At 66.4% G+C, this 15426-nt stretch carries 15 protein-coding genes; 8 read left to right on the plus strand and 7 right to left on the minus strand.

Going from position 1 to position 15426, the window contains the following annotated elements; genetic code table 11:
• Window positions 1–32 precede the first annotated feature (32 nt).
• A complete protein-coding gene (locus ACY9XZ_RS16585; RefSeq protein WP_463458141.1) occupies window positions 33–374 on the minus strand; it encodes an AzlD domain-containing protein in 342 nt (113 codons plus the stop codon).
• On the minus strand, window positions 364–1056 hold the full coding sequence (locus ACY9XZ_RS16590; protein WP_463458142.1) for an AzlC family ABC transporter permease: 693 nt from the start codon (window positions 1054–1056) through the stop codon (window positions 364–366). The genes ACY9XZ_RS16585 and ACY9XZ_RS16590 overlap by 11 nt, the downstream gene beginning before the upstream one ends.
• Window positions 1057–1220: 164 nt before the next feature.
• Here ACY9XZ_RS16590 and ACY9XZ_RS16595 point away from each other — a divergent pair, with 164 nt between their 5' ends.
• The 3 genes from ACY9XZ_RS16595 (at window position 1221) to ACY9XZ_RS16605 (ending at window position 4200) form a co-directional block, all read left to right on the plus strand.
• The gene (locus ACY9XZ_RS16595; RefSeq protein ID WP_463458143.1) at window positions 1221–2228 is read left to right on the plus strand and encodes a deoxyhypusine synthase; all 1008 of its coding nucleotides are present in this window, start codon (window positions 1221–1223) and stop codon (window positions 2226–2228) included.
• Between the two features lie 117 nt (window positions 2229–2345).
• The gene (locus ACY9XZ_RS16600; RefSeq protein WP_463458144.1) at window positions 2346–3347 is read left to right on the plus strand and encodes a glycerophosphodiester phosphodiesterase; all 1002 of its coding nucleotides are present in this window, start codon (window positions 2346–2348) and stop codon (window positions 3345–3347) included.
• A 349-nt stretch (window positions 3348–3696) separates the two neighbouring features.
• A complete protein-coding gene (locus ACY9XZ_RS16605) occupies window positions 3697–4200 on the plus strand; it encodes an MGMT family protein (protein WP_463458145.1) in 504 nt (167 codons plus the stop codon).
• On the opposite strand, the gene ACY9XZ_RS16610 is transcribed toward ACY9XZ_RS16605, so the two are convergent.
• Together ACY9XZ_RS16610 and lonB are read right to left on the minus strand one after the other, a co-directional pair.
• The gene (locus ACY9XZ_RS16610; protein ID WP_463458146.1) at window positions 4197–5018 is read right to left on the minus strand and encodes a lysostaphin resistance A-like protein; all 822 of its coding nucleotides are present in this window, start codon (window positions 5016–5018) and stop codon (window positions 4197–4199) included. The genes ACY9XZ_RS16605 and ACY9XZ_RS16610 overlap by 4 nt on opposite strands.
• A complete protein-coding gene (gene lonB, locus ACY9XZ_RS16615; RefSeq protein ID WP_463458147.1) occupies window positions 5019–7139 on the minus strand; it encodes an ATP-dependent protease LonB in 2121 nt (706 codons plus the stop codon).
• Between the two features lie 170 nt (window positions 7140–7309).
• Here lonB and ACY9XZ_RS16620 point away from each other — a divergent pair, with 170 nt between their 5' ends.
• The 4 genes from ACY9XZ_RS16620 to ACY9XZ_RS16635 all read left to right on the plus strand — a co-directional run bounded on the left by ACY9XZ_RS16620 (window position 7310) and on the right by ACY9XZ_RS16635 (window position 12519).
• Entirely contained in the window at window positions 7310–7876 is a 567-nt protein-coding gene (locus tag ACY9XZ_RS16620) for a nicotinamide-nucleotide adenylyltransferase (protein ID WP_463458148.1), read from the plus strand.
• Window positions 7876–8652, plus strand: a complete 777-nt coding sequence (locus ACY9XZ_RS16625; protein ID WP_463458149.1) for an SAM hydrolase/SAM-dependent halogenase family protein — start codon at window positions 7876–7878, stop codon at window positions 8650–8652. Before ACY9XZ_RS16620 ends, ACY9XZ_RS16625 begins: the two co-directional genes overlap by 1 nt.
• Window positions 8653–8731: 79 nt before the next feature.
• Complete coding sequence (locus tag ACY9XZ_RS16630; RefSeq protein WP_463458150.1) at window positions 8732–11200, plus strand: DUF5059 domain-containing protein; 2469 nt, start codon at window positions 8732–8734, stop codon at window positions 11198–11200.
• Between the two features lie 497 nt (window positions 11201–11697).
• Window positions 11698–12519, plus strand: a complete 822-nt coding sequence (locus tag ACY9XZ_RS16635; RefSeq protein WP_463458151.1) for an endonuclease III domain-containing protein — start codon at window positions 11698–11700, stop codon at window positions 12517–12519.
• Between the two features lie 351 nt (window positions 12520–12870).
• On the opposite strand, the gene ACY9XZ_RS16640 is transcribed toward ACY9XZ_RS16635, so the two are convergent.
• Both ACY9XZ_RS16640 and ACY9XZ_RS16645 read right to left on the minus strand, forming a co-directional pair.
• Entirely contained in the window at window positions 12871–13902 is a 1032-nt protein-coding gene (locus tag ACY9XZ_RS16640; RefSeq protein WP_463458152.1) for an aldo/keto reductase, read from the minus strand.
• Window positions 13903–13964: 62 nt separating this feature from the next.
• A complete protein-coding gene (locus tag ACY9XZ_RS16645) occupies window positions 13965–14384 on the minus strand; it encodes a disulfide bond formation protein B (protein WP_463458153.1) in 420 nt (139 codons plus the stop codon).
• A 117-nt stretch (window positions 14385–14501) separates the two neighbouring features.
• On the opposite strand from ACY9XZ_RS16645, the gene ACY9XZ_RS16650 reads away from it, so the two are divergent.
• Window positions 14502–14804: a hypothetical protein gene (locus ACY9XZ_RS16650; protein WP_463458154.1), complete on the plus strand. Its 303-nt coding sequence runs from the start codon at window positions 14502–14504 to the stop codon at window positions 14802–14804.
• A 19-nt stretch (window positions 14805–14823) separates the two neighbouring features.
• Here the strand turns inward: ACY9XZ_RS16650 and hpt are convergent, their stop codons facing one another.
• Window positions 14824–15372: a hypoxanthine/guanine phosphoribosyltransferase gene (hpt, locus tag ACY9XZ_RS16655; protein WP_463458155.1), complete on the minus strand. Its 549-nt coding sequence runs from the start codon at window positions 15370–15372 to the stop codon at window positions 14824–14826.
• Between the last annotated feature and the right edge of the window lie 54 nt (window positions 15373–15426).

Here is a 15426-nt window from a genome sequence, read left to right on the forward strand (position 1 = left end):
GCCCCCTGTGCTACTGCAGCAGGTACAGTCGGTCACATGCCGAGGGAAAGCAGAAACCTGAGCACCCAGAGGGTGCCCATCCCCGTCGCCATCGTCGCGAACACGTCCTCCGTCTTCCAGGCCACGCCCGCCGCGAGCGTTCCCGCGACGAACTTGTCGATGGCGAAACTACCGGCGTCGAGTGTCACGAACGACGGGAGAACGAGGGCGGCGAGGACGGCCGCGGGGACAAACCGTAACACCCGCTCGACGCTCGGTGGAATCTCGTCAAGCCGACCGAACAGCGCGATAAAGGAGAGGCGGCAGGCGTAGGTCAGTAGGCCGACGAGCGCGACGGCGGCGACGAGCGCGACCGGGTCGTAGCTAGTCGCCATCGGTCCCCTCCGCGAGTGACTCGGCGACCACACCGGCAGTGATGCCGACCGCTGCTCCGACGAGCAGGCCGAGGTTGAGCGGGAGGCCCGCACCGAGGACGGCCAGCGCACCCCCGACGACGGCTGCGACCGCGGAGGGCCGGTCCTCGATGGCCGGGACCAGGATGGCGAGAAAGACCAGCGGGATAGCGAACTCCAGCCCCCAGGCGTCCGGGACGCCGGTGCCGAGGAGCACGCCGGCGACGGTGGTGACCTGCCACACCACCCAGAGGGTGACCGCCGCGCCGAGGTAGTACCACTTGCGGTCGACGGAGCGGTCGGACCGGTAGCTGGCGACGGAGATGGCGTACGCCTGGTCGGTCAGGATATACGCGAGCACAGCCTTCCACCGGACGGTGAACTCGCGGAAGTACGGCGCGATTGACGCCGAGTACATCAGGTACCGGAGGTTGATGACGACCGCCGTCGCCACGACGACGGAAAGGGGTGCGCTCTGGCCGAGCAGTTCCAGGGCGGCGATCTGGGACGCGCCGGCGAAGACGACGACCGACAGACCCACCGCCGTCGGAAGTCCGAACCCGGCGTTGACGGCGGCGATCCCGGCGACGAGTCCGAAGGGGACGATTCCGAGCAACAGCGGAACCGCGTCGCGGACGCCGCGGCGGAACGCAGTAGTGTCCATGCCGACGGGTCAGCGCCGATGACGCTAAGGCCTCCGTTTCGGTCGCCGCGTGATACGTGGAGACGATCCGAATCGACGGACTGCCCCCCGGACAAATCGACGGGTCGCCGGGTAGACGCGACGAACCGCGACGTTGAAACATCGGCGTGCCCGACTGGCGTCCAATGAGCGACCACACCGACGAGCGGGAGACGTTCCATCACGACCCCATCGGCCACGCGGAGGCCCGCGCCGGCATGACGGTCGGCGAACTGGCGGACAGCTACGGCGAGGCCGGCATCGGCGCGAGCGACATCCACGAGGCCGTCGACATCTACAGCGAGATGCTCGACGACGACGTGACGACCTTCTTCGGGCTGGCTGGCGCGATGGTCCCGACCGGGATGCGGGCCATCGTCAGCGAACTCATCCGCGACGGCCACATCGACGTGCTCGTGACGACGGGTGCGAACTGCACCCACGACAGCATCGAGGCCATCGGCGGCAAGCACCACCACGGCGAGGTCACACCCGAGGGGCAAACAGAGCGCGAACACGACGAGACGCTCCGGGACGAGGGCGTCGACCGCATCTACAACGTCTATCTGCCCCAGGAGCATTTCGCCCTGTTCGAGAACCACCTCCGGGACGAGGTGTTCTCGACGCTGGAAGACGAGGGCGCGGTCTCGATCCAGCGCATGACCGAGGAACTGGGCCGGGCCAACAGCGAGGTCAACGAGCGCGAGGACGTGCCCGAAGACGCCGGCGTGCTGGCGGCGGCCTATGAGAACGACGTACCGGTGTACTGCCCGGCATTCCAGGATTCGGTACTGGGGCTGCAGGCGTGGATGTACTCCCAGACCAGCGAGTTCACCGTCGACGCGCTAGCGGACATGACCCAGATTACGGATATCGCATATGAAGCCGATAGCGCGGGCGCGATGGTCGTCGGTGGCGGCGTCCCGAAGAACTACGTCCTCCAGACGATGCTGGTCTCGCCGGACGCCTACGACTACGCCGTCCAGTTGACGATGGACCCCTCGAACACCGGCGGCCTCTCCGGAGCGACGCTGGACGAAGCCCGCTCGTGGGGCAAACTGGAGAAGGACGCCCGGAACGTCTCGGTGTACGCCGACGCGACGATCACGCTCCCGCTGGTCGTGGCCGCGGCCCGCGAGCGGATCGGCGAGTAAGCCTGAACTATCCGGTATGGACGGCTACAGACCTGAACGCTTTCGACTACGGCTACCGAGGCGAACGTACCACTCATATAAACGGTCTTTCACGACCGCTCGGCAGCCGTACCTGCCATGTCTCAGTACATCGGTCGACGGACGTTCGTTGAAGGAACAGCGGCGACACTGGCGGGCGCGGGGTTCGTGGGGAGCGCAACGGCCCAGGGGTCCGACAACGGTGAATCGAATGCCAGCGAAGCGGCTGACACCGGGGACGGGGAGATGCCCGACGACACGACGCTGATCGCCCACCGCGGGTTTGCGGGCGTCTACCCGGAGAACACGGAACTGGCCGTCGAGGCCTCGTCGTTTGGCGGCCCAGGAACAGAGACGGCCCACCGGCGCGCCGACATGATCGAGGTAGACGTCGTGCCGACGGCCGACGGGACGCTCGTCACCTTCCACGACAACGGGCTGGCCGAACGCGACGGCGGCGAGCGCGGCCTGACCGACACCGAGGGGCTCGTCTTCGAGACCGACACCGACACTGTGACCAGCGCGACGGTTCTGGGCACCGAGGAGACGGTCCCGACGCTGGAGACGGTGATGGACTCGATTCCGCCCAGCGTCGCCGTCAACCTGGAGTTCAAAAATCCCGGCAGCGAAGACCTCTACTTCGCCGAGTCGCTGTCGGACCAGACCCTGTCGACCCAGAAGGAGGTGTGGCGGCCCTACACCGAGCGCGCGCTCGACCTCGCCAGCGAGTACGACAACGACATCCTCGTTTCCTCGTTCTACGAGGCCGCGCTCGCGACCGTCCGCGACTACGACGACTCGGTCCCCGTTGCCTTCCTCTTCTGGGACAGCATCGAAGAGGGCCTGGAGGTCACCCGCCGCTACGACTGCGAAGCGATGAACGTCCCCTGGAACACGATTCGGGGAACGCCCTTTTTCAACGACGACGGCTATATCGAGTCCGACCTGAGTGATGTCGACCTCGTCGAGATTGCTGACGACGAGGACCGTGAGCTGAACACCTGGACTGTCAGCACGTGGTATCAGGCTCAGGAGCTGGTCCGGGCCGGCGTCGACGGGCTCATCTCCGACTACCCCACTGTGCTCTCGTTCCAGGACTGACGGCGGATCTCGGTTTCGTTGTGTTTCCTCAAAGAGCCAGAAAGCCCCGAGGCGCTGGGCTACTGCGACTCGCTGCGCCCTTCGCTCACTGCGTTCGCTCCAGTGCTTGCGTCGCCTCGTACGCCCAGCGCCTCGCCCCTTTCAGTCCCACCCAGCCTGGATTGTCCAACGGGCTTTGGTGGGACTGAAAGGGGCGGCCGGCTCCGGGAAGACAGCAGACGTAAGCACTGCATGAGCGACCGTAGGGAGCGAAGAAGCGCGCAACGAGGCCCTCGACCGGAGCCGGCCGGGGCTTTCTGGCTGTTCGAAATCGCTGCCCAGTCTGTCTCTCCAATCAATCCAAGGCCGAATGTTGAAGGGGCGACCGGCCGACGACGCTATCATGGAAGCACCGACCGGGGATGCAGGAATCTACGCCCGCGAATCGTCGTATCTCGACCGGTACGTCCAAATCGGGGAGGCCGGCGACCGGATCATCTCGCTGTCGTTCCCGTCTCAGCCCGAAGCCGACGCCGGCGAGGACCACGCGCTGTTGGACCGTATCGACGAGTATCTCCAGGGGGTCGAGGACGACTTTACCGACGTGATCGTCGGCCTCACGGTCCCGACGGACCAGCGCGTCGTCCTGGAAGCCGTTCGGGAGATCCCCTACGGCGAGGACGTCTCCGTCGCACAGGTCGCCCGGATGACGCCGGACCTTGACGATGACGATGAGGACGATATCGCGCAGGTCCGGGAGGCGCTGGCCGCGAACCCCGTACCGCTGTTGATTCCGGACCACCGGGTTCGGGACGGGCCCAGCGCCGCACCGCCGCCGGTCGAACAGAAGCTACGCGCCGTCGAGGGGCTCTAGACCCAGAGCCGGTCGACGCCCAGCCCCTCGTGGACGATCAGTTCGAGGGCGTTGACGAGGTAGTGGGCGACGACGACGGCGAGCAGGCTGTTTGTCGCGATGAACAGGCCGGCGAGCGCCAGCCCCAGCGTTCCGGTGACGACGATGCCGGCCCGCCCCTGTGCGCCATGCCCCAGCGCGAAGGCGACGGAGGCGACGAGAGCCATCGCCCACGCCGGCGCGCCCAGCCCCGCGACGGGGACGCCGATAGCCGCCGCCCGGAAGAGCAGTTCCTCGACGAGTGCGATGACCGGCAGGACGCCGCCCAGTAGAATAACCCAGCCGCCGGCCGAGTCCGGGGCGAGCAGTTCCCGCAGCGACTCGTCGAAGGCGACGCCGAAGCCGTCGGCCAGCGCGGCGGCGAGTTCGTTGCCGAGCCAGAACCCGACGCCCGCGCCGACGCCGACGGCTACTGCGGGGAGGCCGGTCGACAACGCCTCGGCTGTGATGCCGAACGCGCTGGCCGGGATCTCGAAGTAGAACGCGCCGGCGACCACGAGGACGCCGAACAGCCCCTGCGTGAACGCGACGTTAGCGAGCAACGCCCCGGTCGACAGGTCGCTCGGGGCGAGCGTCTCACGCATCTGTCGTCGCTTGGCCGCCGCTCGTTGCGTCTCGAAGCGTGGGATGGTCGGGTCACCGTCGGGCATCGAGACGCCGTCTGTCGTCGTGGAGACGCCGCCGTCGGGCCGGACGACTCCCTGTGAGAGCCGTGCGAGACCGAGAAGCGCGGTTAGAAGAAACCCCGTCAGGCCGACGAACGCGGCCCATTCGGGCATCTATTGGGGACTGGGACTGCCGCTGCCCTGCCGGCCGACCTCGTGTTCGAGCGCCTTGCCCGTGATGGACTTGAGGCGGTCGACCAGCGAGTCCTTCTCCGCTTCGCCGGTCAGTGCGACCTCAAGGACCTCGGAGATGTGCGAGACGGGGATGATTTCGATCATGTCCTCGTACTCGTCCTCGATCATCACGTCCTGGGTGTTCGCCTCGGGGATGATGACCGTATCGAGGCCGGACTTCGCGGCGGCCTCGATCTTGTGGGTGACGCCGCCGACCGGGAGCACGTCGCCCCGGACCGACAGCGAGCCGGTCATTGCGAGGTTCTGTTTGACGGGGACGTTCTCCAGCGCGGAGATGACCGCGGTAGCGACCGTGATAGAGGCGGAATCGCCGTCGACGCCGCCCTCACCGGCCTGGACGAACTGGATGTGGACGTCCTTCTCGGAGATGTCCTCGTCGGAGAACTTCTTGATGATCGCCGAGACGTTCTGGACGGCCTCCTCGGCCATCTCCTGGAGCTGTCCCGTGGCGATGACCTGGCCGGGACCCTGTGACGGGCTGACCTCGGCCATCACGGGGAGGACGATACCGCTGTCCTCGCCCATGACTGCGAGCCCGTTGACGCGGCCGATCACGTCGCCCTGGTTGACAGTGAGCTCGTAGTCCTTGCGGCGTTCGATGTAGTTGTCCGCGAGCTGTTGCTCGATAGACCGGGACCGGCGCTTGGCCTGCAGCACGTCTTTGCGCTCGGTGCGGTCGCGGTCCTCAGCGCGGGCGATGTCGCCGGCGACGCGGACCAGCCCGCCGAGGTCACGGAACTTCAGGCTGAGGTGGCCTTTGCGGCCGGCGCGACGCCGGGCCTCCAGGATGAGTTCCTGGACGGCCTCCTCGGTGAAGTGCGGGAGTCGACCGTCGTTTTCGACCTCCTGGGCGACGAAGCGTGCGTACTTGCGCCGCATCTCGGGGTCGTCCTCGATGGTGTCGTCCATGTACACCTCGTACCCGTACCCTTTGATACGGGAGCGCAGCGCGGGGTGCATGTTCTCCATCGCGTCGAGGTTCCCCGCCGCGATCATGATGAAGTCACAGGGGACGGGCTCGGTCTGGACCATCGCGCCCGAGGAGCGCTCGGACTGGCCCGTGATCGAGAACTCGCCTTCCTGGATGGCCGTCATCAGCTTCTGCTGGCTGCGGATGTCGAGCGTGTTGATCTCGTCGACGAACAGCACGCCCTTGTTGGCCTGGTGGATAGCGCCGGGTTCGACGCGGTCGTGGCTCGGCGTCTCCATCCCACCGGACTGGAACGGGTCGTGCCGAACGTCGCCCAGCAGCGCACCGGCGTGGGCACCCGTGGCGTCCTCGAACGGCGCGGTCTTCTGGTTGGCGTTGTTGACCAGCAGGTTCGGAATCATCGCGTCGCTGCCACGCGAGCCGTAGCGGAACGCGAGATAGATGACACCGGCCGCGAGAATCCCCAGCAGGACTTGCTGGACGAGGATCAGGGCGTAGCCGATGACGATAGCGATGATGATCCACATGAGGAAGGTCCGCATCTGGTTGCGCTTGCGGGCCTCTTCCTTGTGGGCCTCGACGATCTGTTCCCCTTTGCCGCCGGGGACGGTGCGCACTTTCGGCTCGTTGCCGTCGTCGGGATTGTGATAGACGAGAACGTCCTGCAGTTCCTCCCGCGGAAGCAGTTGGGACATCGCTTTCGCCAGCATCGACTTCCCCGTTCCGGGGGAGCCGATCATCATCACGTGACGGCGCTGTTTGGCCGCCTTCTTGATCACGTCACGGGCGTGGTCCTGCCCGATGACCTGGTCGACGAGTCTGTCTGGAACTTCGATGTCGGCGGTCGATTCGATTTCGAGACCGCCCAGAAGGTTCTCCTCGTCTCCGTCCAGATCTGACTCGCCGTCAACTTGGACATCGCTTCCGAGTGTCGTTTCGGACGTTTCTCCCTCGCCTCCCCATCGGTCCTCGGATGGCTCGTCGGCCGAGGGTTCAGAGGCAGGTTCGTCGGGGTCTTGCTGGGCCCCGTCGTTCGACGCCTCCTCCCCGGCGTCGCTTGCCTCCCGGTCAGGGTCGGGAGTCGCGTCGGTGTCGGTGTTGTCGCTCATACAAACGTTGCTAACATCCGCATGGAAGGCCTGTCGACTGATATACTTTCTCCCCGTGTCGGTTGTTGCAACACCCCAAAAACCGCAGTACAGCGACCGGATTGGCTGGGGTTACATTCCGGCCGTACCGCGTCGTCGGGTTTATCAAACCACCACACCCACTGGGGAATATGCGTGGGTTCTACATCGGTCGCTTCCAGCCCTACCACAACGGCCACCACTCGATGGTCGAGCGGATCGCCGAGGAGGTCGACGAACTCGTGCTGGGCATCGGGAGCGCCGACGATTCACACACCACACACGATCCCTTTACGGCCGGTGAGCGGATCATGATGATCACGAAGGCCGTCGCGGAGTACGACCTGACGACGTACGTCGTCCCGCTCGAAGACATCAACCGCAACGCCGTCTGGGTGAGCCACGTCGAGAGCATGTGTCCCGACTTCGACGTGGCGTACTCGAACAACCCGCTTGTGGTCCGCCTGTTCGAGGAGTCAGGCATCGAGGTCCGCCAGTCACCGATGTTCGACCGCGACCGATTGGAGGGCAGCGAGATCCGCCAGCGGATGATCGACGACGAGTCCTGGCGGGACCGAGTCCCGTCGTCTGTCGTGAGCGTTATCGAGGAGATCCACGGCATCAAGCGGCTCCAGCACGTCTCGGACAGCGACTCGCTCGAACGATACACCGCCACCGGCGAATCGGTCACGGAATCGATTGACGACCTCGACGACTGATGATTACGCTGAGTTCGGATTTCGGATCACCGTATCCGGCGGCGATGAAAGGCGTCATCTGTCAGGCAACGGACGCGCGAATCGAGGACATTGCCCACGACTTCCCGCGGCAAGACGTTCGGGCAGCGGCGTTCTGGCTCACGCAGACGCTTCCGTACTTCCCACCGGCAGTCCACTGTGTCGTCGTCGACCCGGGCGTCGGGACCGACAGAGACGCGCTCGTGGTCCGGGCGGGCGAACACGCGCTCGTGGGTCCGGACAACGGCGTCCTCCTGCCGGTCGCCCGCGAACTGGCCGACGACGAGACCGACGGGGCGGACGACGTGGAGGTGTTCACCTGGGCCTACGACGACCCCGCGAGCACGACCTTCCACGGGCGGGACGTGTTCGCGCCCGCCGCCGCAGCCGTCCACGATACCGGCGTCGATACCGTGGAGAAACGGCCCGAGACTGCCCCGACCGACGACTACGCCGACCTCCGGTTTCCGGACCCCGCTGTCGAGAGCGACGGAGCGACCGGCGAGGTGCTCGTCGTCGACGACTTCGGCAACGCCGTGACGAACATCCCCGGCGACGTGCTCGCCGACCGGTTCGGCGGGACGGTCGCAGTCGACGATGTTGAGGCCCCAGTCCGGCGAGCTTACGCCGCCGTCGACCGGGGGCAGCGACTCGTCACTGTCGGGAGCCACGGGAACGTCGAACTCGCCGTCAATCGTGGCCGCGGCGACGAAGCGTTCCATGTCAGCACCGGGGACACGGTAGCGCTGTCACTGTGACAACGTGTTCTCGTCCATCGTTTTAGGGACGCCAAAACATCGGTGCGCTTAAGTCTTTTAGGCTGGCCTAACAAACTGCATGCCACAGAGACGTGACTTGCTGAAGACGGTGGGGATCGCTGCGACGGGACTGCTCGCTGGGTGTCCTGGGGAGGGGGCTTCAAATGCAAATACGGCGTCGTCGGACACCGAAACGGCGACCGAACAGGGAGCGACCGCGGACACCGACACAGCGGACCAGAGCGACGTTTCGGTCGGGCCGATGACCGCTGTCGCGACCGAGTGGAACGTCTACCGGGCGCGGCTGTACGACGCGGTCGCGCTGGGTCGGGCCGGTGCACCTAGTGCCGGGGCAACCGTCGCACAGAACATTTTCGCTCGCTTCGAGGGCGCGTCGGGCGAGTACGGTGCGCACGAGCAGCTCGAATCTACGTCCGAGTCAGCGTACGAGGGGTTCGAGGACGCGCTCGGCGCGGTCCAGTCGTCGCTGTCCGAGGGTGACGTATCGGCAGCCGCCTCCGCTGCGGACGAGGCGTCAAACCACCTTCAGACGGCCCAGCAGGCCGCTGCCGGACAGCAGGCCACCAGAGTGCTGGACCTGCTCTTGCTGGGGAGCCGAGCGAGTAACGCGGCCATGGCCGCGACGCTGGGCGCTTTTGAGGGCGCTGCCGTTATCGCGGAAGAGACGACCACTGCGTTCGAGGACGCGCTGGTTTACAGCCAGATCGAGGACGCGGACGCGGACTCCTACCAGGGCTTCGAGAACGCACTGGCCGGCATCGGTGAGGCCGCGGGCAACGAGGACGCGAGCGGCGTCACCGAACAGGCCCGCGCCGCGCTCGATGCGACTGTTTCGGGTGCGTACGCACTGGTCCAGCAGGAGTCCGTCGCCGGCGCGGGGCATCTCTCGACGATGCAGGCCCGCGGCTGGGACGCGGACGCGCTCGCCTCCGCCGGTGGCCCCGGACAGGCGTACGCGCACACGGTCACGCTGAACAGCTACCGCGCTCGCGTCGCCGACGCGGATTGGCTCGCGGCCAACGACGCGGCCGACGCAGCCGCGACGGCCGTCGAGAACGTCTTCGCCCACTTCGAGGGGGCGTCGGCCCACGATGCGCTGGAGGAGGCCGACGGTGAGGCGTACGAGACCTTCGAGGGGGGCCTAGAAGATCTCTCCAGTGCCATCGAGAACGGCAACGCCGACGGTATCGACAGCGCCGTCGAAACGGTCGATACGAACCTCGTGACCGGTATCGAAGCGCTGGTCGGCGGCGAGGACGCGCGGGCGGCGCTCGAATCCGGGTTCTTCCGCGCCCGCATCGCGGACGCCCGCGAACTGTATCGCCTCGGCGACGCCGACAGCGCGGCGGCTATCGTCTCGGACGTGTTCGCCCGCTTCGAGAGGGACGAACTCGGCTTCCACGAGACGATGGAGGACGAGAGCGAGGACCTCTACCATCGCTTCGAGGAGGAGCACCTCACGTCACTGCAGTCGGCCTACGAGAACGACGACAGCGAGGCTGTGGCGACCCACCACGACGGGGTCCAGCAGGCCCTGCTCGACTTCGAGGCGGCCCTGTCGACGCCTGTCGCCAGCGGGGCGGAGACGGACTACATGATCGGTCGGGCCTTCGACGCGGCCGGACTCGCGGCGCTGTCGGAGACCGACCGCGCGGCGACCGTCATCCAGGACACCTTCGCCCACTTCGAGCGCGGCGCGGCGGGCTTCCACGAGGCGCTGGAGGAAACCGACGAGGAAATCTACGAAAGCTTCGAAGCGACGCTCATAGACGTTCGCACTGCGGCCGAGGACGGCGGGGACGTCACCGCCGCGGCGACGGCGTTCAACGACGAAGCCATCGCGGCGGCGTACGCCATCGCCGGCAGTGCCGGCGGCAACGGCGAGGCCGCGGCGGCCATCGTCCAGGACGTCTTCGCCACGTTCGAGGAGGCGCGGGTCCATGAGATGCTAGAGGAAGCGGACCACGACGCCTACGAGAACTTCGAGGCCGCGCTGACCGACTACTCACAGGGGCTCACGGGCGGGGACGCGGATCCGGCGATACTCGCGGACGCGACGCGAACCGCGCAGTTCGCCGTCGTCGGGGCTGTCGACAGCGCCCCGACCGGTTCCGGGAGCCACGGCGACGAGGAGTCCGAGGCAACCGAGTCGTCACTGTCCGGCGGCCCGAACGTCGTCGAAGGCGTTCCCGAGGACGCCGACCACGTCGTCGACATGGAGGCAGTGGCGTTCGCGCCCGAGGAACTCACCGTCAGCGTCGGCGACACAGTCGCCTGGGAACACGTCGGCGGCGAACCGCACTCTGTCACTGCGTACGAGGACGAAATTCCGGAGGACGCGACCTACTGGGCCTCCGGCGGGTTCGAGAGCGAATCGGCCGCCCGCGAGGGCTGGGAGAACGGGGAAGGGGCTGTGCAGTCCGGCCAGAGCTACGTCCACACGTTCGAGACGGCCGGCGAACACGGCTACGTGTGTATTCCGCACGAAGCCGCGGGGATGGCTGGCACCGTCATCGTCGAGGAGTAAACCACTCTCTTTTTTGGCCCGCCTAGAAACCGATGCCTTTTTGTGTTTTAGGGTAGCCTAAACTATTGTATGCCGGACGAACAGGCCACATCGAGGCGGGACATCTGTCGCCGTAGCGAGTCGGGTACTGCCGCCCCTGTCGTCCGCGCAAACCCCGTCCGACGGGAGGTGAGAGCCAGGACGTGACCGACCACTGACCTGTCAGTCTCGACCATCTTTCGCGGCGACGACCACCGTGGGCATAGCCCGTCGCCGCGCGCCACGAGTTTTATCGTGTCTGTCCCGTGGGCGTCTCGCCCCAAGGACGCCCCATTTCAGGTCCTTTACTGTGGACCACACTGGAACTATCGGACCGCCCAGCGGATGGTGTCCGGAGAGTACGAGAACGCACTCCGACGTCGCCACTGTCATCTCTGTAGGACAGTGAAACAGCGGTGTCGCTGTCATGCGAATGGTTCGGGGCAGGCGTTTTGGTCCCGCCAGCCCTGGCACTGGATATGAGCGACGAGGAACCAGCGGAGAACATCAGCGGTGGGGCCGCCGGTGGCGGCCAGTCCGCCGCCTTCGACCCGGAAACGGCGGGTACGCGGACCGAGGCCGTCGTGGACCGCCTCGGCGACCTGTACTGGACGAAGACCTACGGCGGCCGGGACGCCTTCGAGTGCCTGGTCCGGACGGTTCTCAGTCAGAACACCTCTGATAAGGCGAGCCAGCCGGCCCACGACGAACTGATGGCGCGGTACGGAAGCGACGGCGGTGGCGGCACCGATGCAGATCTCGCCCGCGCGCTGGCCGACGCCGACCAGCCCGAACTCGCCGAGACCATCTCCTCGGCCGGGCTGTACAACCAGAAATCCGAGCGCATCATCGCTCTCGCGCAACGTATCTGCGAGGAGTACGGCGGCGAAGCGGGCTTCGACGAGTTCGTCCGGGACAGCGATCCCGACGAAGTCCGGGCGACGCTGCTCGATATGAACGGTGTCGGCCCGAAGACCGCCGACTGCGTCCTGCTGTTCGCTGGCGGCCGGGGCGGTGTCTTCCCCGTCGACACGCATGTTCATCGCATCGCCCGCCGGATGGGACTGGCCCCGCCAGACGCCGACCACGAGACGGTTCGTGAGTATCTGGAGCGGGACGTCCCCGGCGAGAAGTGCGGCTTCGGTCATACCGCGATGATCCAGTTCGGACGGGAGTACTGCACGGCCCGCAAGCCGGCTTGCCTGGACGACCCCGAGGCCTGCCCGCTGGCAGACCGCTGTGACCAGGTCGGCGTGTATCCGGCCTCCGGTGAGGTCGTCGACCCCGCCGAAGCGGAGTAACGGAATCGATCCCGTGTTTTACCAGCGTTTTGAGCGACTACGACTCCAATAAGCCAGAAAGCCCCCGCACTATCGGCTCCCGCGGCTTGCTGCGCGCGCTTCGCGTGCTTGCTGCGCCGGGGTTCGCCGATAGTGCGGCCCCTTTCAGTCCCACCCGTAGCCGGCTGGTCAATCTGTGCTGGGTGGGACTGAAAGGGGCGAGGCGCTGGGCGTTCGAGACGAGGTAAGCACTGGAGTGAACGAAGTGAGCGAAGAGCGCAGCGAGTCGCAGGAGCCCCAGCGCCTCGGGGCTTTCTGGCTGTTCGAAGTTCCTTTGTCGGCCCGGAAGACTGCTATCTCAGCACCGAACGCTCATTCCCGGTGGCCCCAGCGCTCGCCGTCCTCGGCGTAGCGGGCGCTCACGATGCGGTTGAACTGGTCGTCGGACAGGGAGATGTCTGTCGCACCGACGTTCTCGTCGAGCTGGTCGACGGTGCGGGCGCCGACGATTGGGACGCAGGTGATGTCAGGCTGTTCGATGAGCCAGCGGAGCGCGACCTGGGCGGGGGTGGCGTCGAGTTCGTCCGCGACGGTACGGAGTTCGTCGAGGACGTGCCAGCCGCGCTCGGAGAGGTAGAAGTCCTCGAAGCGGTCGGACAGCGAGCCACGAGCGCCTTCCGGCCCCTCGAAGGCCGTCGGATCGTCGTCGTCCGTGCGCTCGTACTTGCCCGTGAGGAAGCCGCCGGCCAGCGGCGAGTACGGGCAGACGGCCATGTCCTGGTCGGCACAGACGTCGAGGTAGTCTTTCACGTCATCGCGGTAGCCGGCGTGGAACAGCGGCTGGGTGACTTCGAAGCGCTCGTAGTCCTCGACGTCGCTTTTCCAGAGGGCCTTCGTTAGCTGCCAGGCGGCCATCGTCGACGCGCCGAGGTGGTGAACCTTGCCCGCGTGGACGAGGTCGTCGAGCGCCGACAGCGTCTCTTCGATATCGCTGTTTTCGTCCCAGCGGTGGATGTAGTAGAGGTCGAGGTAGTCCGTGTCGAGGCGGTCAAGCGTCCCCTCGATCTGTGCGCGGATGTGCTTGCGGCCCAGGCCCGAATCGTTCGGTCCGGGTTCGCCGCGGCCGTCGAAGGGGAAGTACACCTTCGAGGCGATGACGAAGTCCTCGCGGTCGTAGTCATCGAGCCACTCGCCGATGTACTCCTCGCTGGTCCCGTTGGGGTTGCCGTAGACGTTGGCGGTGTCGATGAAGTTGATGCCCCGTTCCCACGCCGCATCGAGCAGGTCGTGGGCCTCGTCGCGGTCGGTCTCGACGACGCCGCCGGTCTCCCGGCCGAACCGCCAGGTGCCGAAACACAGCTGCGAAACCGTCGTCCCGGTCGAACCGAGTCTGGTGTATTCCATACCGGAGCCACGCGGGGCTACCCGAAAAAGGGGCGCGGTCCCGGCGAAGGCTGTCCGGTACTCTACGACCGCTTTATCGACGCCGCGACGACCAGCCCGGTCACCAAGAGAAACGCCGTCAACGAGAGGTTCGGCACGGTCAGCCCCAGCACCCGATACTGTATCTGTGCGCAACTGACTGCCCCGAGGCCGCAGGTCGTCTGGCTCACCTGCAGCCAGGAGTGATAGGCCGCGATAGCGCTCCCCGGCACCGCAAGCGGCAGCGCCGTCCGGACGACGCCGGGACGGTTTTCGACGGCGGCGACGCCGAGAACGACCACCAGCGGATACATGAGGACCCGCTGATACCAGCAGAGCCGACAGGGCGTCAGCCCGAGGCCCAGCGAGAGATAGAGGCTGCCGGCCGTCGCAACGGCGGCGACGACAGTCGCGGCGGCCAGCAGGAGCCGAGATCGGTCGGAGACGGATCGGGAGTCGACCACAGCGAAACCGGCGACGGCCGGCGAAAAAAGCGTTCCGAGAACCGTCTCGGCTTCCTACTCTACTCGCTCTGACTCGGCAGCGCCCGCTTTTTCAGTCCCGCCGCCGACAGCCAGCGTATGCCCGACGATTCGGACCCCGAGGCGAACCTCGAACAGTGGAAATCCGCGATGCAGGAAGAGCACGCCGAGGCCATCGCGAACCCGGACCCCGACGAGTTCCATCAGATAGAGGGCGTCGCACAGGTCACCTACCGGGTGACCTTCGACTACGACGCCGAGGACGACGCGCTCGAACGGGCAAGTGCGGAGGAGGTCGACGACCTGACCGACCCCGAACTGCTCTCCTGTGCGTGTGGCGTCCGCGGGATGACCCCCGAGGAAGCGCGGGAGCACATGGCTGCCGCCGTTCAGCAGGAGTGAGCCGCACGCAGGCGTCGGCTCAGTCGTGGATGGTCACGCCGTCCTGATCGACGGAAATATCGACCAGGCTGGTGACCTCGTAGTCGGTGTCGTCGAGTGCCGACTCGCCCTGTTTCCGGAAGACGACGACGATGTCCGAGATATTCGCTCCGATGTCGTCGAGCGCCTCGCAGATCGCGGCCATCGTCCCGCCGGTCGAGAGCAGGTCGTCGACGATGAGCAGGTCGTCGCCCGCCTCGATGTCGTTGATGAACATCTCCGATTCGGAGTAGCCGGTGGTCTTGTGCAGCGGGACCTCGTCGTCGAGGCCGTAGGAGCGCTTGCGGATGACCACGAGCGGGATATCTGTCTGCAGGGAGAGCGCGGTCGCGATGTGGATGCCCATCGCTTCCGGCGCGACGATTTTGTCCACGTCGAGGTCGGCCGCCCGCGTCACGCCGACGACGACCTCGCGGAGGAGTTCCGGTTCCAGCATCGGGACGCCGTTGCTGAGCGGGTGGACCAGGTAGGAGTATCCGTCCTTGTCGATAATCGGGGCCTCGTGCAGCGACTCGCGGAGCTTCTCCATGCCCCCGTTACCTGAAGCGGGACAATAAACCGTTCGAGGCTGGGCTGTGGTGTA

It is taken from the genome of Haloarcula sp. HT12, assembly GCF_055271655.1.